The following is a 19,918-nucleotide window of genomic DNA, read 5'->3' as shown; positions in this document are numbered from 1 at the left end:
CCAAACATTGACAGACACCATGGAGCCCTGTGGCCCAGGCACTTGCGCATCCGTACCTGTCGTGCGTCATAGCCACTGGTTCTCCATCAGTTGCCGAGCCGCCTGCGCGATCTCCTGCTCGGTGATGAGGTAATACTCCTCGTTGCGATAGTAGGGGACGGCGGCATCCACGCCGGTGAGGCGTCTTGGCGGCGCCTTGAGGGCAGTCATCGCCTCTTCGGTCACCTGGGACACGATTTCGGCACCCACCCCGAAACTGCCACAGGCTTCGTGTACCACCAGCAGCCTCCCGGTCTTGCGTACCGAGGTCAGGATGCTCTCCATGTCCAGGGGTTTGATGGTGGCAAGATCCAGCACCTCGCACTGGATGTCCTGCTCCGCCAGCAGGTGCGCCGCGCGCATGACTTCCTGGATGCAGGCTCCCCAGGCCACCACAGTGATGTCCCGGCCGGGACGCAGGGTGAAGCAGACATCCAGCGGCAGGCCGATGCCGTCATCCACCACATCCGACTTCATGGAGCGATAGATGCGATCCGGCTCGAAGAACATCACGGGATCCGGGTCCCGAATGGCCGACAGCAGCAGGCCGTAAGCCCGCTTCGGGCTCGAAGGGATCACGACCCGCAGCCCGGGGATATGGGCAAACAGGGCCTCGACGCTCTCGCTGTGGTGCTCGGGTGAATGGATGCCGGCGCCGTAGGGGGAGCGGTAAACGATGGGACAGGTGATGCGGCCACGGGTCCGGTTTCGCATCCGTGCCGCCTGGCAGATGATCTGCTCCATGCCCGGGAAGATGAAGCCCTGGAACTGGAATTCGGCCACGGGTTTGAGCCCCTGGGTCGCCATGCCCACCGCCACCCCGGCGATGAGCCCTTCGGCCAGCGGCGTATCGATGACCCGCTTGAACCCGAATTTATCGCGAAGCCCCACGGTGGCGCGAAACACACCGCCGTTGACCCCCACATCCTCCCCCAGTACCACCACATCAGGATCGCGTGCCATCTCGTGGTGCAACGCCAGATTGATCGCTTCGAGCAGCGTGATATCGCTCATAGTCCCTCCCCGCTCTGCTGCATGCCCTTGGCGATGATGCGCTGGCGCTGGGCAAGATAGGCCTTCGGCAGCTCGGCAAACTGGTAATCGAGCAGGGTCTCCGGCGCCTGGGGCGTGATGGCCTCATAGGCGGCAACGGCGCGTTCCACTTCCCGGCCCGCCTCTGCCAGCAGCGCCTGTTCCTGCTGCTCGTCCCACCAGCCCCGTTCAAACATGAACTGGCGCAGCCGCTTGACCGGTTCCCTGGCCCAGGCCGCTTCCACCTCGGCGCCGTCACGATAGCGAGTCGCATCATCGGCGGTGGTGTGATCCCCGAGCCGGTAGCTGACGGCTTCGATGAGCGTCGGCCCCTTGCCGCTGCGAGCCCGCTCGACGGCGGCGCGGGTCGCCTCATAGACCGCCACCACGTCATTGCCGTCCACCTGAAGGCTGCGCACCCCGGCTCCTATGCCCTTCTGGGCCAGGGTGGGCGCGCTCGACTGCAACTTGCGCGGCACCGAGATGGCCCACTGGTTGTTGTTGATGATCATCACCATGGGGAGATGCCAGACACCGGCACAGTTGAGCCCCTCGAGGAAGTCTCCCTTGGAGGTGCCGCCATCGCCGATGGTCACCACGGCGACCCTGGGCTGGTTGCGCAGCTTGAAGGCGGCCGCGATGCCGGCAGCATGGGTGATCTGGGTGGCGATGGGAACGCAGATGGGCAAGTCTTCCGACAACTCGCCATCGGCCTTGTAGAAGACGCTGCCCCGTTCATCGCCGCCCCAATACTGCAGGTTCTGCTCCATGGGCACGCCCCTCACGTAGAGAGTGGGCATGTCCCGGTAGTAGGGCACATAGACATCCTCTGGCTGCATCGCGAGCCCGACCCCGATCCCCACCGCTTCCGCCCCGAGATGGGAGGGAAAGGTGCCGAGTTTGCCGGTTCGCTGCAGTGCTATCGCTTTCTTGTCGTAACTGCGCACCATCACCATGTTGCGGTAGAAGGTGTGCAGCATCGCCTTGTCCAGCCAGGTCGGCAGTGTCGCGACCGGGCGCCCCTCCTCATCGAGGTAACGAAGGAAGGGGATGTCGACATGGGTCATAACTGGCTCCTTGCCGTTGTCAGCGTCACCACCATGAGGTGACATTTAAAATGTAAACAACATGTTAATCAAAGGGCAACGAGATTCATCCAGGTAAGACCAGTAGAAACTTCTTTTATTTTCGAAGGTAATCGGAATTTTCGGCGAGCATAAACAAAGAAGGGAGCCTGTTCAGGCTCCCTGTCATATCGAGTTCGGGATCATACCCATCACCGCCATGCTGCTTGCCACCGCCCGTGGCGCAGGATCAGCATGACAAAAAGGCGTCAATTCACTCCCACAAACGGGTGGGTACCACCAGCAGCATGGTGCGCTGCCCGATGGCCACGTTGGCGTTGGGGAAGACCACCGCCTCCCGCGGTTTCTCTACTCTGTATTGCCGATCCCCATCTTCTGCCAGCACAAAACCCTGGGGAAATTCGGTGAAATTGTCCACATCGCTGGCAAACAGGAAGCGGAACTGCTCCGACTGCTTGTTGATCACCCGATCTATGGCAAAAAGGGTGAAGTCATCGGCTCGCCATGGCTCGAGGGCCACCTCATCCCGGGTCACCAGCTCCTGCAATGTCTGGCGCACCTCGATGAAGCGGGTCATGTCGTTTTCACCGAAGGGCCGCACCTTGCCCAGCTCCACCGTAAAGGCATGGGCGCCGTGCTGGTGCGAGCTGTAATAGCTGAAGGTGGTAGTCGGGCCGCTCGAGAGCAGTATGGTGCGCACGCCGCAGGCACCGAGGAAACGTACCTGCTCCTTGCAGTGGGGGCGTTCGTGGGGGAAGGGATAGACGGCAAACTTCTCGTGGCGCGAGCCGCGAATGGCGGTATGCAGATCGTAGTGGTAACGGGGCCTGCCCGAGTCGGCAAAGAAGCGGCTCACATACTGCTCCAGACGCATGGCGCGGATGCGCTCCCGGTTGCACAGCCCCTCCCCCTTGCTGTGGGCGCCCGAGAAGAGGCGATTCATGTTCTCTTCCACCTCCCTCACCCCCTGGTTCATGGCGGCGGGGTTGCCAAAGAGGAAGAGCACCCGGTGACGAACCTTGAGCTCCTCTGCGAGCAACCGGGTCAGCAACTGGTTGCAGATCTCGATGGGGGCGGTCTCGTTGCCGTGAATACCGCAGGAGAGGACGATGTCCTTGTGCCCGGGTTGCCCCGCCTCGGAAGCGGGTTCCAGGCAGATCACGCCGGTATCCCACACGCTCACCCGGGTACCGTCGGTCAGATTGAAGGCGAAAGGCTCGAGCTGCCACTCATGGCGGCGCGTCAGGGCCAAAAAGTCATGCTGGGGAATCATCCGTCTCACCCTTTAGTCTGGAATGCCATGGCCGGATTATACGCAAGGCAACCGGGCTTAAAATCAGTTTTTAAACAAATTCAAACAGTAAGGATACAAAAGTGGCGAGAATGAATGACAACTCATGCAACAGGGTCAAGCGGGGGGAAACACGGGAGAGGGAAATCAGTGAACGGGTATCGGCAGGTGAAGACAGCATGCCTTCGGCAGACGGGTGGGCAGAATGCCCCTGGGATCAGCAGAAAAACAAGGCATCCATGCCCGGCTGATCAACCACGCCAGAACGGCTTGGTGGTCTCTTGATAGCGGTCGGCTTCGTTCAGACCGATGTCCTTGAGCAAGTAGGCGGGCAGCTCGGAGAGCTGGCGACGGCTGCGACTGCGTTCCAGCCAGGTCAGGACGGTCATCTTGACGCGAGCAACCAGATTCGATTCGCTGGAATGCTGGTAACCGGCTTCGGTATAAGTCATGTTGGCCATGATATGGCTCCTCTCTCGTTCTGCGCAAGGCTCGGATTTGATGCGCAAAGCTTAGTCAGGGCGGGGAGGTGCCTCAATTGACGAATTTTGATACATGACATTAGTAAAAGTAATGGTTGATATCGCCAGGGCAATAACCATAACCATATGATTTTAAAATGAAATAATGCTGAAAATTTCCCCCTGGCAGCCTGACAGCATTTTCTCCTGCGCCACCCACTTCTAACTATGCACTTTCCCACGCTAGCTATGCACGGCACGACGCCGAGTCAGCAGGGTGCAAACTCTCGGCCACCAGGTTTTGTTAACAAATAGATCGCAACAAGATCGTTATTTAACAAAAAGATACGAACAGGCAACCTGAACCGGATGCCCCCATGTCACCCCCATCGTCAGGGTGGCACCGGACACTTGGCACCCTGCTATCATACTGGTATGGTTATTTATACAGTAGTTTATCATGCTGCCTCCCCACGTTGTCCCGATACCATGCTGAACAAGGGAGCGGCACACACACAGGATCTGCCGATGGACACCTTTACCCCCACCGCCGCCCTGCGTCAACAGATGGCCCTGCTGGAGGCGTCGCTGGCACGCCTTGCCCGGCAACTGGGCCAGCTCGACCTGCTGGAGGCTCATGTCTATCCCCTCCCGGCCGTGGCCCAGGGGGAAGAGCATGAGCCCATCGAGGCCATCGAGGTGGGCTATCTCTCGGGCGAGGCGGCCCTGGCCGCCACCCTCGCCGCCTTTCAGGACCACAGCGCCCGCCCCGGCTGCTCCACCAAGGCGACCCACCGTCTGCCCGGCTGGCTGCGCTTTCCTGCCGCCTGCGCCAGGGAGCTGGCACCCGTCATCGAGGAGATCAACGCGCACAAGCTCGCCTTCAAGGCCATGGTGCAGGCGGCGGGCGGGCGGGACGAGAAGTTCGAGCTGGTGCACGGCGCCCTGCCCGGCGTCATCACCCTGCAGGTCTATCGCAAGCTGACCTGGCTTCAGGGGGATCTCCATTCGCTGGGTTTCACCTGGGCCGACAAGCAGAGCATCAGCCGCCTCAGCCGGGAGCAGGTACTGGAGATGCTGGAGCGCAGCCGCCGGTATGTACCGGCGCTCTTTGACAACGAAGAGTGGAGCAAGATGGTGGATCAGGAGGTATACGACATTCGCCGCCTGCCGGCGGATGCCGCCCTGCGGATCCGCAGGCCGGTCAAGACCCACCCCATGATCAACCTGCTCTGGCAGGACCGGGAACCCCGCAAGCAGCAGATCAAGGCGAGCCTTCCCCTGCTGCTCTGCTCCGATACCCAGCCGGCCGTCACCCATCTGGGCCACTACCCGCCCAAGCTGCGCCAGGCACGCCGGGATCGCAAGATTGGCGGTGACCCCATCATAGAGCGGCTGCACCTCTACCTCTATCAGGGGTAGCGCAGGCTCGGCACCGCCACAAACGACAAGGGGAGCATCACGGATGCTCCCCTTGTCACATCGGGCGACAGCCCATCGCCGTCAGCTCATCAGCAGTGCCCGCAGGCTCTCCACATCCAGCCCCTTCACCTCGGACTGGCCGCTCAGGAGGCCGTCGGCCAGTGCCCGCTTCTCGTCGTGCAGCGCCACTATCTTCTCCTCCACCGTCTGCTCGCACACCAGGCGATAGACGGTTACCGGCTGGGTCTGGCCCATGCGGTGCGCCCGATCGCTCGCCTGATCCTCCACCGCCGGGTTCCACCAGGGATCGAGGTGCAGCACGGTGTCGGCCTGGGTCAGGTTGAGGCCCGTGCCCCCCGCCTTGAGGCTGATGAGGAAGAGCGGCACCATTTCATGGCGAAAACGCAGGATGGACTCCTGACGGGACTTGGCCGAGCAGCCCCCATCCAGATAGCAGTAGTCCCACTGCCGCTGTTCGATACGGCTGCGCAGCAGGCTCAGCAGATCGACAAACTGGCTGAACACCAGCACCCGGTGGCCACCATCGATGGCTTCGTCCAGCAGCGCCATCGCCTCGTCCAGCTTGCTGCTGGTCTGGGACCACTCCGGCATCACCAGCTGGGGGGAGCAGCAGAGTCGGCGCAGCCGGGTCAGGCCGCTCAGCACATGCATCAGGGCACGGCCATCGGCACTTTGCACCTGCTGCACCACCTCGCGCCGGGTCGCCTCGTAGAGCTGACGCTCCTCGGGGGAGAGGCTGATGTGATGGATGATCTCGGTCTTGTCCGGCAGCTCCGTCAGCACCTGTTGCTTGAGGCGGCGCAGGATGAAGGGGCTGATCACCGCCCGCAGCATCGCCATGTGCTGGGGATCCTTGACCGCCTTGCCAAAGCGGCGCTTGAACTCCCCGAGGCTCCCGAGCAGGCCGGGATTGATGAAGCTGAACAGGCTCCACAGCTCCCCCAGATGGTTCTCGATGGGGGTGCCGGAGAGGGCGAGGCGAAAATCCCCGTCGAGCTGGAACAGCAGCTTGGCGCGCTGGGTACCGGCATTCTTGATCTGCTGTGCCTCGTCCAGCACCATGCTCGACCAGCGGCGGGACTTGAGCGCCTGGGAGAGACTGCCGAGCATGCCGTAGTTGACCAGGACGATCTGTCCGGCCCTGGCCCCCTGGATCAGGGTCTCCCTCTCGGCGGGATGGTCGAACACCACCACCTCGAGCTCGGGGGCAAAGCGGACCACCTCCTCCTGCCAGTTGGTGACCACTGACTTGGGCACCACCACCAGCGCCGGGCCCAGGTGCTGGCGCATGCGCAGCACAATGAGGGCCTGCAAGGTCTTGCCCAGACCCATGTCATCGGCCAGACAGGCGCCAAAGCCGTGATGGGCCAGGGTCGCCATCCAGCGTACCCCCTCCTTCTGATAGTCCCGCAGCGCCGTCAGCAGCTCGGGGGGACAGCTCACCTCCTGCTGCCACTCCTGCTGGAGATTCTGCCAGGCGGCATCCCCCTCGGTGGTGATGACGGAAAGCAGGCGGGCCAGCGGATAGGCCAGCTTGTTGTTGATGCGCTGCTCGTTGTCCAGCATGGCGCCGAGCACGGTGAGGCGTTCCACCAGCTTGTCGCTCAGCATCAGGCTGGTCTTCTCGTCGAGCTGCACCGTGCGCTGGCCCGGTGTCAGCTGGCGCAGGATGAGGCGAAGATCGAGGATCTGGTGCTCGTCCAACGAGAGCGCCCCCTCCACCTGGAACCAATCCTGACGCCGCTCGATGCGCAGGCTCAGGGCCGCCTCATCAAGGCTCTTGAGGCGGGCGCTGTCCTGGTGCCAGTGCACCACCACACCGGCGTCCACCAGCTCGGGCAGGGCGTTGACCAGGGTAAGCGCCTGCTCCCCGTCCAGCTTCCACTCGTTGCCGGGCAGGCCGATGGGCAACTGGTTGCGAAGGCGTTGGGCATCGTCCTTCTCGGCAGCCAGATCCCGCTGCCAGTAGTGATACTCCCGGATACCCTGGCGCACGATGGCCTCCCCCTTGCCCAGAGGCAAGGGAGGCAGGTCCCCCTCCCGGGTCACCAGCTGGACCACGAGCTGCCCCTCCTGCCAGTCGAGCAGGACGGAGGGAACGCCGGGCCAGGGGGCCAGCTCGGCGTTGCCTCTGAGCCCCGCCACCTGGCTGTGCCAGGGGAGATCGGGGATCGCATCCAGCGTGCGTTGCAGCTCCTCGAGCCCGGCCGGCGGCAATGCCGGAATGGCCTCCAGGGCCGGTAATCTGTCCAGCAGCGCCTGCGGTGTCAGAATAAGCTGCCACAAATCCTGAGCCAGGGGGACGATGTGCGCACCGCGGGCGGCGGGAGCAGGATGTAGTCTGGCGCTCATGCCCTCCCCGCTCTGTACCAGTTGCAGCAGGGGGGCGCTGACGGCCAGTTGCAGCTTCTGCCCCTTGGCATTGAAGAGGCGAGGATGGTTTGCCAGGGGCACCCAGGCATCCCGGGGCAGCTTGCCCATGTTGCGCGGCAGGGTGCGCACCAGTGCCCAGTCCGCCTCGTCCAGCAGGCTGGCGTACTGGGTGGAAAGCAGGGCCGGATCGACCCTTCGCCCGGCGGTCCACTCCCCCTTGGTGCTCTGCTTCTGGATCTTGCACTCAAGCTCAGGCCCCTCCGCGTGGAGCAGCCAGACCAGCCGCTCCTGGGGTTTGCGCACCCCGCTCGAGCGTCCCAACCCCTGCAGCCAGTTGAGCCAGCTTGCCGAGGCGGGGGCCTTGCCTTCCTCCTCGGTGGCATCCTCTTCCTCCCCTTGAGCAGGACGCAACGCGCGCAGGGGCCAATGGGCGGCTTCCCGGCCAAGCAGGAGTCGCAGCAGATCCTGGCAGAAGGCCATCAGGCGATGCCGGGGCTCGGCGTCCAGCACGTGGGAGAGGTCCCACTTGTGCAAGATGGTCACCTGGGGGCTCTGCTCGCCGTGGCGCGCCAGGGCGCAGAGATCGAGCCAGAGGTAACCCCAGTGGAGCTCCTCCAGCGGCAGTTGCAGGGTATCGAACAGGCCGACCGCCTGGCCGTGGCGATCTCCGGCCCACTGCCCCAGCAGATCGGCCAGCAGGGGGGAGTGATGGCCCAGACTGCGCTGCCACTTCTTGCGCTGCTCGCTCCCCTGCACCGGATCTGCCTGTTGCAACCAGCCGAGCCAGAGCAAGGCGCTGAACATCCGAGGCCAGGGCGACGCCTCTTGCCCCTGCCACTGGCCAAGCGCCCCCAGCAGCCGCTCGGCCAGGGGTTGCTCATCCCCCTGCTGCGCCAGTTGTTGCAGTGCAGGCCAGTGAGTGGTTACCTCGCCCCCAAAGGAACCGCAGAGCCACTCCCATTCTCGGGCGCGAGCCTGGATCAGGCCAGAGAGCACCGGGGAGCAGGAGGCGACCAGCGTTGCCAGCGGCCAGCCCTCGTCAGGCTCAGCATCAAGCAGGGCCTGCAGGGCGAAGTGCTCGAGCAGCAGGGCCTGCCAGGCGGGGCTGGAGCCTGCCAGCAGGCGGGGAGCATCGGGGAGATCCAGGAGGCTCAGGAGCTCGGCACTCTGGTAATAGGCCGGGATCTGCCCCGCCTCCCCCAGACAGAGCTCGCGCACCACCTCCTGTGCCCGCTCCAAGCCCGTGACCGAGGGGATGCGGGACCACTGCGGCATGGGGCACTCCCCCGCACGCACCGCCAGGATCAGGGTCAGGGTTCCCTCTGCCGTCAGACTCCACTGCTGCTCCGTTCGTTGACGGACAAGCCCCCACTGCTGCAACTGATCAAGGGTGCCGAGCAGCGCACGCCCGGGTGCGCCCGGGGCATAGAGGGTGTCTTGCAGGTAACGAGTGCTGGCGGCGCGCTGCAATTGCAGCTCGCACAGCAGGGCATGGCAATCTGAAGAGAGGGTGAAGGCTGACATCAGAACTCACGGGCAAGTGCAAAGGCGGAATTTTAACGGGAAAGCGGCGGCGGCTCGACCCTTAAGCGCGAAATAGTGCAAAAAAGCTGGCGCCTTTGATGGGTACGCGAGCGACAGGGCTGACAGGGCACTCGTCCCTGCCACCGGGCAACGGGCTGCAGGAGCGGCGCTGTCATCAAAAAAGGCGCCGCAGCGCCTTCTGGAGACAGGTTGTTGGCTCAGCCTTCCAGCCGTGCCAGACGGGCTTCCAGCCCCTGCAACTGCCCCTTGAGGTGCTCGACCTCTTCTTCGAGCGCTGCCAGTCTGTCTGCCGCCGGTGACACAAGGTTGCCAGCGGGCGCCGCGTCGGCCAGCGCCTGCAGATCCACCTCGCCACTGAACAGGTGCGCGTAGCGGGATTCCCGCTTGCCCGGCTCACGGGGCAGCTTGACCACATAGGGCCCCCGTTCGATGAGGGTGGCCAGCACGGCATCCACTTCGGTCACATCGTCAAAGCTGCACAGCCGGTTGGTGCGCGAGCGCAGCTCACCCGGGGTCTGCGGGCCACGCAGCAAGAGTTCGCAGATAATGCCGAGCTCCTGGGCCGAGAACTTCAGCTCACCGAACTCGGTATTGCAGAAACGATGCTGATAACGGGGCACCCTGGCGTTGAAACCGGCGGTATTGACCACCAGACGGCGGCGGATCAGCTCGTCGATGACGGCGCGAATATCCAGCTCGGCGAGCTCCAGCACGGGTTCCCGGTTGCTCTTCTGGTTGCAGGCATTGACCAGTGCATTGAGCGAGAGAGGGTACTGATCCGGCGTGCAGATCTCTTTCTCAATCAGGCAGCCGATCACGCGGGCCTCTAATGGGCCTAGTACTATCTCCATGTCATACTCCCTTGCCAAACAAGACGTTAAGACGGTTATCTTAACCAAGGCGCTTGCGCCGTCCAGCAGATAACCCCATTTTTGCGAGCCGATGAAACCCTTGCTGCAACCTTGTACAGCAAAACGGCTGCGGTGCGCGGCGATGTGGACGGATGGCCAGGAGCCTCTTTGGCAACAAGCCCCTCCCCCTTCAACGAGGCGGGCACAAAAACCATCACGGCCGCAAAGGCGGCCGTGATGGTTGACAGATTGAAACGCCCCTCATGAAGAGGGCTTGCGCTCCAGGGTCGCGGCCACCTTTCTTGCGGCCGACACGGTGAGCAAAGGCTCACCCGGATAGAGCATCAGGGCGCTTGCCCGCAGGTTGTCCGCCTCCGCCGTGCGCCCCAGGGCATTGAGGGCGATCACCATGTTGGCGTAGATGTTGGCCCTCGGGGTATGGCGCACGAAGGCCTGCCCCCAGTCAAGGTAGGCTTCAAGCTCCGCCTGGTTGTTGGCCTGCAGACCGACCATGAGGCGCACCGCGTTCACGTCGAACTCCACCCGGGTCAGCCAGGCCATGGGGTTGACGATGTCGAGCAGGAGCGCAGGCTGCTTGTAACCGCCCCGCTCATACTTGGTCACCACCCAGGCGGTATGCAGGGCGGTCAGCATGAAGGGGATGACGATCAGGGGAATGGCGATGGCCATGAAGCGCAGCAGCAACCAGGGGCGGCACAGATGGTCGCGCCAGTTGCCGTGGCCTTGCTCCTCTACCTCCGCATCCATCGCATACAGGAGCAGCAGCAGCGCCCACCACAGGGCGATGGCGTGGTAGAAGGGGTACTCGGTCTGGGTGTGCAGCAAGATGGGGGTCACCAGCGCAAGCAAGGCGGCGCCCTTGACCCAGCCCGCCCGGCTCAGACGCCACAGCAGGGCTCCGCCCATCAGCACCATGCCCAGCATGGGTGCCAGACCCCCTTCCACCGCCCAGTAGAGAAACTCGTTGTGGGGGTGATCCAGGTTGTACTCGATCTGCACCATGGCCGGGTTCAGCGCCTTGTCGGCCATGTAGTGATGGAGAAACACCGACTCGAAGCTGCCATAGCCCCAACCGGTCCAGGGCATCTGGGCAATCAGCTTGGCGGCGTAGGGCCAGTAGATGGAGCGCATGCCGCCGGACTGGTAGATCTCCAGCCCTCGTCTGGCACCGGCCATCAGGTATTGCGAGGTCAGCCCGAGCAGAATGCCCAGAGCCACCAGCGCGAGCATCCGGCCCAGCCGCCGCTCACGACCCAGCTGGGCAGACAGCAGCAAGAGAGCCATCACGCCGCCAAGTTGCCCGACCCGCGATTGCAGGACCACCAGCAGCAGAGAAGTGGCCAGGATCACCCCATAGCGCAGCCCCTTGAGCCAGGGGTTGGCATCACCGCGCAGCTCCAGCCAGATGGCCAGTGATAGGCCGGTCGCCATGAAGCTCGCCATCACGTTGGGTTGCTGGAAGATGCCATAGGGGCGGTTGGTCTGGGTGTCGTACCCAATCCAGTTGCCCGGCACCAGCAGGTAGTACTGCACCAGGCCGAGCAGCGCCTCGATGGCAACGGCCCCCAGCAGCAGATAGAGCAGCCTGTCTCGCGCCTCGCGGTCGAATCGCCACTGATAGAGGCTTGCCAGAAACAGCAGGCCGGCAAACAGCCCCAGCAGCCGGGGAATGGCATAGTCCTTGAGCTCGAATCCCGGATAGGCCATCGGCAGCAACAACAAGATCCCCCCCAGCCACTGGGCCGTCAGCAGCGGCGAGACCACCAGTCGCTGGCTGAGGGTCACATGCCACAGCCCCTGCGCCATCACCAGGCTGGCGAAGATCCAGCCCCAGGCATTGAACGGCAGATAGAGCCCTGCCCCGCCTGGGTTGTGCATGAAAAAATGCATGCCAAGCAACCAGTAAAGGAGGCTGACAACCCCCAATATCCCTGTCGTCGACATCACCGTCACTGCTCCCTGTTGTGTCATGCTCATGCTCGTTTTCTTCCGACACGCCATACATGAAGGGGGGCAAAGCCCCCCTTGTTCACTTCAATCATCCTTGTGCCGATTCCGGTCGGCGAAACGCATGGCGCACCAGCACGATGCCCACCCCCAGCATGCCACCGAGCAGGGTAGCCAGCACCACGACCAGAGGGCGCTTGGGCTGCTCGCGGCTCAGGGGCTCACTCGGCGAAGCCAGATAGGCGAACGACTGGAAGGGCTGTGCCTCAAGCTTGAGGGCCTCAAGACTGCCCAATTGCAGGCGCAGGTCGCTCAGCGCCGGGTTGAGGAACTCGGGGTTCTTGATCTCCTTGAGGATCTTGAGCTTCTCGGAGAGGGCGCGCGCCCCCAGATCGATGGGAAGGCTCCCCTGCTCCTGCAGATTCTGCACCGGCGCCTCCAGCCCGGCCGCCTGTGTAATACGCAGACCATATTCGGTACGCAGAATATCGTCTTGCAACTGCTTGAGGGTATCGGCCTTGGCACTCTCGAACTGGGTCTGCAGCGTCTTGATGCGGTTCTGCCAGATGGTATACAGCTCCTTGCCCTTGGCCGCCGACTCCTGATGCTGGATAAAGGCGATGTACTGCTCCAGCCGGGATTTGGCCTCCCCCGCCGTGGCCGCGGCAAAGGAGAGCGTCACATCTTCACGCAATTTGTCCGGTGCCTTGGCGCTGATCCCCTCGGCCATCTTCTTGAGCAGCAGCCGCTTGCCTTTGGGGTCTGTGACGTCGGCCTGCGCGGCCTCGGCATCCAGGTAACCCCTTTCTTGCAGGAACTGGCGCTTGTTGTTGAAGCTGTTGAAGTTGTTGACGAAGTCGCCATAGAGCGCCTTCTTGTCAAAGGCAGTAAAAGCCGCCACCGGTACCTGGGCATTGATTAGCTGATTGATGTTGAGCTCGAGGGACTCCACCTCCTTGAGGGTGGGCGACTTGATCTCGGCCTGGCTGACCCAGACCTGGGGAGCCAGCAGGGCATAGGCGATACCTGCTGCGGCAAAGACGCCTGCGACCAGCAGGATCAGTATTTTCTGGCGCCACAGGACCAGGATCAGCTCACGCAGATCGATTTCATCACCGGAAGAGGCTTGCCAACCCTGGGGCAACTGACTGTCTGAATTATCGAATACTTGTTTGTTCATATCGGGCTCTGAAGATGAGGTGATTGCCAGAGAGGGGCGTGACGGTCTTTCTCTGACAAGCGTAATGGCACATTGTCCATGAGGGGCCACTCAATAGCCAGTGTCGGATCCGACCAGTGAAGGGAGGCTTCCAGCTCGGGAGCGTAATAGTCGGTGCACTTGTAGAGCACCTGGGCCCATTCGCTCTGAACATAAAAGCCGTGGGCAAAACCTGGCGGGATCCAGAGGGAGGTTCCCTCCTCGGCCGAGAGCGACACCCCCACCCACTGGCCCAGGGTCGGGCTCCCGGCGCGCACGTCGACGGCCACGTCGAAGATGGTGCCTGCCAGCACCTGTATCAGCTTGCCCTGGGGCCGCTGGCGTTGATAATGCAGCCCCCGTAGTGTCCCTTGTCGGGAACGACTCAGATTGTCCTGAACGAAGCAAAAATCACCGCATCTGCGGGTGAAGAGATCGTGGCGAAACAGCTCCATGAAGTCGCCCCGCTCATCTGGATGACGCTGGTGGCGGATCTGGATAACATCCGGAATCTTCAATGAAATAAAGTGCATAGGTGTTTTCTTTGGAATAATGGGCAAGGATATATCACCCAATGGAGTGCCTTATCAATCCCAATCGGGGTGCATTTTGCCAAAGGGCTCTTGCAACAGACGCAACAGATAGGCGCCATACCCGCTTTTTGCCAGTGGCTGTGCCAGTGACGCCAGCGCCTCGTCAGAGATCCAGCCCTGGCGCCAGGCGATCTCCTCCGGAGCGGCCACCTTGAGCCCCTGGCGTTTCTCCAGAGTCTGGATGAAGCTGCTCGCCTCCTGCAGGCTGTCATGGGTCCCGGTATCCAGCCAGGCAGCACCACGCCCCATGAAACAGACCTCCAGACTTTGCTGTGCCAGATAATGGAGATTGACATCGGTGATCTCGAGCTCTCCCCGTGACGAAGGGCGCAGGCCCCGGGCAATCTCGCTTGCCGTGGCATCGTAGAAATAGATGCCCGTCACTGCGTATTGACTGGCAGGAGATGCCGGCTTCTCGACGATCGACTCGACCCGCCCCTCACCGTCGAACCCCAGCACACCGTAACGTTCGGGATCCTGTACATGATAGGCAAACAGGGTGGCGCCTTGCGTCTTGGTGCTCGCACGCTGCAACTGGCGGGGCAGCTCGGTGCCATAGAAGATGTTGTCCCCCAGAATCAGGCAGCAGGGGTTGCCGGCCAGAAAGGGTTCGGCAATGAGCAGCGCCTGGGCCAGCCCGGCAGGCTCTTCCTGCACCGCGTAGCAAAATTGCATCCCCCACTGGCTGCCATCCCCCAACAGCAGCTCGAAGCGGGACAGATCCAGCGGCGTGCTGATGATGAGAATCTCACGGATACCCGCCTGCATCAGGGTTGAGAGGGGGTAATAGATCATGGGCTTGTCATAGACCGGCAGCAGTTGCTTGCTGATGGCCAGCGTCGCCGGATAGAGACGGGTGGCGGATCCCCCGGCCAGGATGATGCCTTTACGCTGGTGCATGGAACACCTCCAGAGGAGAACAGAGAGCCATCAAGACACGCGTCACGTCATTCACCTTCACACTGACTGGCAAGCCAGCGGCTCATCAGCCCTTCCCAGGCCGGGATCTGGATCCCGAACACAGTGGCAAACCGTCGACAATCGAACCTGGAGTTGGATGGCCGACGGGCTGCCTGGGGCCAGTTTGCAGATGGAATGGGTTTTATCGGAACGGGCTGCGCCAGCAGACCAAGCCGACAACCTTCCTCAACCAGGGCGGATGCAAAGCCATGCCAGCTCGTCTCGCCTGCGGGGCAGAGATGATAGAGGCCGCCCTTGTCTGGCGCCTTTACGACCTGTGTCAGCGCCAGGAGAACGGACGTTGCCAGCCAGTCCACCTGGGTCGGCGCTCCCCACTGATCCGCCACCACCTCAAGGGGCTGGCCCTCGTTGGCACGGCGCAAGATGGCTCGGGCGAAGTGTGCCCCCTCCCCACCATAAACCCAGCTGGTGCGCACGATCAGATGATGGGGACATAGCTCCTGAATGGCCTGCTCTCCGGCCAGCTTGCTGGCACCGTAGACATTGAGCGGGGCAGGCACATCCACCTCGCGCCAGGGAGCGCTGCCGGAGCCATCGAACACATAGTCGGTGGAAAAATGCACCAGCAGCGCCCCCCTGGCACCGGCTTCCCGGGCAAGCAGTGCGACGGCCTGATGATTGATACGCTCTGCCAGCTCGGGCTGGCTCTGTGCGAGATCGACTGCCGTAAAGGCCGCACCGTTGAGGATGACATCAGGCTGATGGCGGTTCAGGGCGCTGATCAGCGCACCGGGGTCGGTGATATCACACGCATCCCTGCCAAGGGCCGTCACCTGCCAATGGGGATAATCCCGGCAAAGGGCAGAAAAAAGGGCTCGTCCCAACTGGCCACGAGCCCCCAGCAACAAGATCCGCATCGGGATTACCGCGCGCCAAAACCGGTCAGGATGGTGCGGATGGTCTTGAACACGATGAGCACATCCAGCCAGAGGGAGAAGTGCTTGATGTAGTAAAAATCGTGCTCGATCTTGATGCGGGTATCATCGGCATCGGCGGCATAACCGTGGACCACCTGCGCCCAGCCACTGATCCCGGGCCGCACGATGTGACGGTACATGTAGAACGGGATCTCCCGTTCGAACTGATCGACGAACGTGCGCTGCTCCGGTCTTGGCCCAATCAGGCTCATGTCCCCTTTAAGGACGTTGAAGAACTGCGGCAGCTCGTCGATGCGCAGCTTGCGGATCACCTTGCCCACCCGGGTGACGCGCATGTCGCCGTCCTGGGCAAACTGGGCGCCGGCTTTTTCCGAATCCTTGCACATGCTGCGGAACTTGTAGATGCGAAAATCCTTGTTCCCCTTCCCTACCCGGTTTTGCAGGAACATCACGGGGCCCGGACTCTCCAGCTTGATGAGGATCGCCGTCACCAGCATCAGGGGGGAGAACAGCGGGATCGCGATCAACGCGGCCAGAATGTCCATTCCACGTTTGATGAAGGCATAGACGGGGGACGGCAAGAGGGAACCAAGCTGGTTCTCGTGCAGATGATCAATCTTCACGCGCCCGGTCAGGGTCTCGCTGATCTGCTTGATGTGATAGACGGGAATGTGAGACAGGGCGCAGCGCGCCAGGAAACGCTCCCACTCACCCGCCAGCTTCTCATCCCGAAGGTCTGCCACCACGGCGTCATAACGCACGGCCCCGAGATCGGGTTTGTCCAGCAGACGCCACTGCACACACTCGTGCCGGGTCAGGGCCTGATAGTCCCCAAAGGGCAACAAGGCGTATTTGGGGGTCCGGTAACGGCGGCCAATGAAGTAGGCCAGCCAGCAGCAGAGCAAGGCAACCAGATACGATTCGAACAATACCTGACGGCTGTAAGGCAGCCGCAGGAAGAAGAGAATGCCGACCAGGGCACCATAGAGGGTGGTCACCGTGGGGATCATATAGGCCACGGGACTTGCGCCCGGATAGCGCAGGAAGCGATGCAGCACAATCCCGGTCAGCAGAAACGCCACAAAGGCACCGCTCAGGGTATTGATCCGGACGGCATCGAGGTGATGCCAAAATTCCAGGCCCCATCGCTCAATGGCAGGCAGGCAAACCGCAAGCAAGGCCCCGAAGATGAACAAGGCAGGAGGGCTGAATAACACACGTTCATACCAGCGTGAGTGACGGCGTTGAAAGGACAAAGTTACCCCCAGAGATCGAAATAAAGGTCAAATAAATACATAACTTTCTAATTCTACTCGCGAATTCGTTTTTTCAACGCGATGACGACATAGCTGAGCCAATGATACAAACTATCTGGCAAACTTAACAACAACTTGTGCCGATAGATATGCCACTGCCATTTTGCTGCGGTCAATTTATTTGCAGATAATGAGTTTGAACTCAATCTATAACGAGCAATGATGTCTTGAACGCAGGCAGCCTTTTTTGCAACCTTCATTATTGCAAGCCACATCAGGTAATCTTCATGCCCACAGCGCTCTTGGTAAAATGTGCCAAGCAGTTCGCGGTTATATATTCCCGTCAGATTTCCGATCCGGTTGCTGTTCAGCATATCCTTGTAGCTGAATTCCATCGGACTGGTTCGCACTGCCACGGTGCGATCAATGTCATCAGAGAGAAAAGTAGAGTAATTGCCACACACCACAGCATACCCTTGCTCCAGCAAAGATATCTGTTTTTCCAGTTTGTTTGATTCCCAGAGATCATCACTATCCAGAAAAGCAATATACTTGCCCTTGGCTGATTGAATGCCGACATTGCGGGCATTGGCTACACCACCATTATCCTTGAGCAGGATATATTCGATTCTATCATCGTGGATATCTGCCACAACATTCGCTGTGTCATCTGTTGATGCATCATCAACAATATAGAGGCGCCAATCGCCAAATGATTGGGACAATACAGATTCAACACTATGCCTTATATATCTTGCCGCATTATAAGCGGGCATGATAATAGACACTGATTCAAATGGCATTTATATCAACCTCATCCACTGTTTGACAATGATCTCGGGTGAATAGCGCTCTGCTGCAGACAAGGCTGCGAGCTGCATGTTTCTTCGTGCATCATCCGAGTTCATTAAAAAGACCAACTTCTCCTTGTATGCTTCCATGTCACCATCCGATACCAGGAATCCATCAACACCTTCGCTGATAATTTCTCTTGGCCCGGTCTTGCAATCAAATGCAACCGCCGGCAATCCAAAAGACTTCGATTCTATCAATACCAGAGGAAGGCCTTCATAATGGGAGGTCATCGCCAGAATGCTCGCATTGGCATACTCAATGTCAATGTTCTTGGCAGCGGGGAGCAAGGAAACTGTGTCAGCAAGCGCATGATCATCGACAATCTTTTGCAACTTGTCGCGATCCTCTCCATCTCCGATGATACGCAGCTCCCACCCCTTTTTATCGTCGATAGCAGCCCAGATATGCAATAAACGATCAAATGCTTTTTGATAGGTGAGACGACCAACCGCCAGGACGACTTTTTTCTTTTGTGCCAGGCTATCTGCACCTTGCACCGGAAATGCACTGGCGTTGGAAATAACACTCACATTGGCTTTGACCTTTCCATCGAGAATGGATTGATCATGTTGTGTCAATAACACCAACTCATCCGCAAGATGATAGCTTAAGCGTTTTAAAGCACGAATCCAACAAGGTGAAGTTTCGTAGGCTACATGCTCACTTAGAATAATTTTACTCTTGTGGCGCAACAAGAAATGAATAATCGATAATTGAAATGAGAGCCGCCCCATGGAGATTGATATCAATATATCACAGCAATGATTTTTTAGAAATTTTGCCAAAGCATACTGTGATGTAGACCCAACTACTTGACATGTGACTGACTCATTTAGATGATAGTATGGCTCTTGTTTGTTTAGTGTTAAAGATATAAGTGCAACATCGTAGCCTAATAACGAAAAACTATTAGCCAAAAATGATGCTACGCGTTCCGTTCCACCTGAACAACTAATATCATTAATGAAGATAGATATTTTTTTATTTTTTTGCATAGTTTGCCACTATATAAACTAACGACCTAATGGTATGAAATACATATCAACAAGATAAGGTGATTGAAAACCAATCGATATAACTAGCTGTAATACAAACACCGCAATACAGATAAATGTTGCAACACCAGAAGAAAATCTACTTGCTATTACCATTGGTAGCATGAAGACTTCGGCATATGAAAATGCTGTTGACAAACGTCCACTCAGAATACCAAAATCAGAAAAACCTATTCTCGTTGATATTGCTACAGACTGCATAAAAAACATAAATCTAAATAAATTGTCATTCCAAAGTTTCATGGGTGACATTATGAGCACAAAAACAAATATGCCTACTGTTCTAATAACAGGAAGGGTTAATATACCGACAGGATCTGAGAATTTTTCGGATGCAGCATAACTCTGCAATCTAGATGACATACCAATCAGCATATCAAGTAGTAAAAATTTAAATACAACAATCAAAAATATCATCATCACTGAGCATAAAAATATAACTTTCTTTCCTTTAAAAAGGGATGATGAATTAAAAATAAAGAAAACAAGGGAAAACAAAAACAATATGAATGCTGACTGATGAAAACACGATGCGCATAACATCAATGCAAATAGATAAGTAACTCTCTTGAATACAAGATAATGCGAAATAGCAAAAAAAGCTATACTAATAGCCAATCCTTGGCGCATCTGCATAAATTGCTGCATAAAAAAATATGAACTTGATATATAAAATAAAAAAATCAGGTGATATTTTACATGCGTTAGCTTTGTTGTTTTATATATGAAAATAAAATTCAAAAATGAAAACAATGAAAAAAGAACAAATGAAGAGTCAGAAATTAAAGATACAACATAAGCATACCATCCAAAGCCAATCTCAACACCTGATAACATATAAAAATCAGATGGACTAAATAGTGGATAGCTATTTATATCAAGAAACAATCTGTAGTATATTTGTGTATCGGGAGTCCCTCCCCTCATTCCCACTATAAGTATAATAGGCAGGGACATTAATATCGATATCACAAAGCTCTTCTTAATTACCATGGTAGCACTCTATAATGATCA

At 58.9% G+C, this 19,918-nt stretch carries 17 protein-coding genes; 2 read left to right on the top strand and 15 right to left on the bottom strand.

Translation table 11 applies throughout. The features are described from left to right. Nucleotides 1-66: 66 nt before the first annotated feature. The 4 genes from AB5Y59_RS19530 to AB5Y59_RS19515 all read right to left on the bottom strand — a co-directional run bounded on the left by AB5Y59_RS19530 (nt 67) and on the right by AB5Y59_RS19515 (nt 3,908). The gene (locus AB5Y59_RS19530; protein ID WP_139736365.1) at nt 67-1,053 is read right to left on the bottom strand and encodes an alpha-ketoacid dehydrogenase subunit beta; all 987 of its coding nucleotides are present in this window, start codon (nt 1,051-1,053) and stop codon (nt 67-69) included. After that, nucleotides 1,050-2,138: a pyruvate dehydrogenase (acetyl-transferring) E1 component subunit alpha gene (pdhA, locus tag AB5Y59_RS19525; protein WP_041214862.1), complete on the bottom strand. Its 1,089-nt coding sequence runs from the start codon at nt 2,136-2,138 to the stop codon at nt 1,050-1,052. Before pdhA ends, AB5Y59_RS19530 begins: the two co-directional genes overlap by 4 nt. Before the next feature lie 271 nt (nt 2,139-2,409). Beyond that, nucleotides 2,410-3,429: a succinylglutamate desuccinylase gene (astE, locus tag AB5Y59_RS19520; RefSeq protein ID WP_041213176.1), complete on the bottom strand. Its 1,020-nt coding sequence runs from the start codon at nt 3,427-3,429 to the stop codon at nt 2,410-2,412. A gap of 269 nt (nt 3,430-3,698) precedes the next feature. Beyond that, the gene (locus AB5Y59_RS19515) at nt 3,699-3,908 is read right to left on the bottom strand and encodes a DUF1127 domain-containing protein (protein WP_010675316.1); all 210 of its coding nucleotides are present in this window, start codon (nt 3,906-3,908) and stop codon (nt 3,699-3,701) included. A gap of 528 nt (nt 3,909-4,436) precedes the next feature. Between AB5Y59_RS19515 and AB5Y59_RS19510 the strand changes: the two genes are divergently transcribed. Then, nucleotides 4,437-5,330, top strand: coding sequence for a DNA replication terminus site-binding protein (locus AB5Y59_RS19510; RefSeq protein ID WP_039040220.1), 894 nt, complete (start codon nt 4,437-4,439; stop codon nt 5,328-5,330). An 81-nt stretch (nt 5,331-5,411) separates the two neighbouring features. On the opposite strand, the gene AB5Y59_RS19505 is transcribed toward AB5Y59_RS19510, so the two are convergent. The 8 genes from AB5Y59_RS19505 to AB5Y59_RS19470 all read right to left on the bottom strand — a co-directional run bounded on the left by AB5Y59_RS19505 (nt 5,412) and on the right by AB5Y59_RS19470 (nt 16,748). Continuing rightward, nucleotides 5,412-9,248: a DEAD/DEAH box helicase gene (locus AB5Y59_RS19505; RefSeq protein ID WP_368212540.1), complete on the bottom strand. Its 3,837-nt coding sequence runs from the start codon at nt 9,246-9,248 to the stop codon at nt 5,412-5,414. A gap of 218 nt (nt 9,249-9,466) precedes the next feature. Continuing rightward, the gene (locus AB5Y59_RS19500) at nt 9,467-10,120 is read right to left on the bottom strand and encodes a YceH family protein (protein WP_039040218.1); all 654 of its coding nucleotides are present in this window, start codon (nt 10,118-10,120) and stop codon (nt 9,467-9,469) included. A 261-nt stretch (nt 10,121-10,381) separates the two neighbouring features. Then, the gene (locus AB5Y59_RS19495; RefSeq protein ID WP_202044491.1) at nt 10,382-12,085 is read right to left on the bottom strand and encodes a PglL family O-oligosaccharyltransferase; all 1,704 of its coding nucleotides are present in this window, start codon (nt 12,083-12,085) and stop codon (nt 10,382-10,384) included. A 94-nt stretch (nt 12,086-12,179) separates the two neighbouring features. Beyond that, nucleotides 12,180-13,268, bottom strand: a complete 1,089-nt coding sequence (locus tag AB5Y59_RS19490; protein WP_222705744.1) for an LPS O-antigen chain length determinant protein WzzB — start codon at nt 13,266-13,268, stop codon at nt 12,180-12,182. Next, entirely contained in the window at nt 13,265-13,819 is a 555-nt protein-coding gene (gene rfbC / locus AB5Y59_RS19485; protein WP_042017517.1) for a dTDP-4-dehydrorhamnose 3,5-epimerase, read from the bottom strand. The genes AB5Y59_RS19490 and rfbC overlap by 4 nt, the downstream gene beginning before the upstream one ends. A 54-nt stretch (nt 13,820-13,873) precedes the next feature. Then, nucleotides 13,874-14,779, bottom strand: a complete 906-nt coding sequence (gene rfbA, locus AB5Y59_RS19480) for a glucose-1-phosphate thymidylyltransferase RfbA (protein WP_139736363.1) — start codon at nt 14,777-14,779, stop codon at nt 13,874-13,876. Nucleotides 14,780-14,826: 47 nt separating this feature from the next. After that, nucleotides 14,827-15,717, bottom strand: coding sequence for a dTDP-4-dehydrorhamnose reductase (rfbD, locus tag AB5Y59_RS19475; RefSeq protein ID WP_319858918.1), 891 nt, complete (start codon nt 15,715-15,717; stop codon nt 14,827-14,829). 5 nt (nt 15,718-15,722) lie between these two features. Beyond that, nucleotides 15,723-16,748: a sugar transferase gene (locus tag AB5Y59_RS19470; protein WP_225315733.1), complete on the bottom strand. Its 1,026-nt coding sequence runs from the start codon at nt 16,746-16,748 to the stop codon at nt 15,723-15,725. A 39-nt stretch (nt 16,749-16,787) separates the two neighbouring features. Here AB5Y59_RS19470 and AB5Y59_RS19465 point away from each other — a divergent pair, with 39 nt between their 5' ends. Then, nucleotides 16,788-16,952, top strand: coding sequence for a hypothetical protein (locus AB5Y59_RS19465; RefSeq protein ID WP_225315731.1), 165 nt, complete (start codon nt 16,788-16,790; stop codon nt 16,950-16,952). A gap of 95 nt (nt 16,953-17,047) precedes the next feature. On the opposite strand, the gene AB5Y59_RS19460 is transcribed toward AB5Y59_RS19465, so the two are convergent. Genes AB5Y59_RS19460 through AB5Y59_RS19450 form a run of 3 tightly spaced genes read right to left on the bottom strand, consistent with a single transcriptional unit; the run spans nt 17,048 to nt 19,897 of the window. Next, entirely contained in the window at nt 17,048-17,797 is a 750-nt protein-coding gene (locus tag AB5Y59_RS19460) for a glycosyltransferase family 2 protein (protein WP_319858919.1), read from the bottom strand. Continuing rightward, nucleotides 17,798-18,844: a glycosyltransferase family 4 protein gene (locus AB5Y59_RS19455; RefSeq protein ID WP_319858920.1), complete on the bottom strand. Its 1,047-nt coding sequence runs from the start codon at nt 18,842-18,844 to the stop codon at nt 17,798-17,800. It abuts the gene before it with no gap. An 18-nt stretch (nt 18,845-18,862) separates the two neighbouring features. After that, on the bottom strand, nt 18,863-19,897 hold the full coding sequence (locus AB5Y59_RS19450) for an EpsG family protein (RefSeq protein WP_261999554.1): 1,035 nt from the start codon (nt 19,895-19,897) through the stop codon (nt 18,863-18,865). Between the last annotated feature and the right edge of the window lie 21 nt (nt 19,898-19,918).

Origin of the sequence: Aeromonas sp. s10 (assembly GCF_040907975.1) — a bacterium.
GTDB lineage: Bacteria > Pseudomonadota > Gammaproteobacteria > Enterobacterales > Aeromonadaceae > Aeromonas > Aeromonas caviae.
Note: the sequence above shows the minus strand (reverse complement) of the source record. Positions and strands in the feature narration are given on the sequence as shown.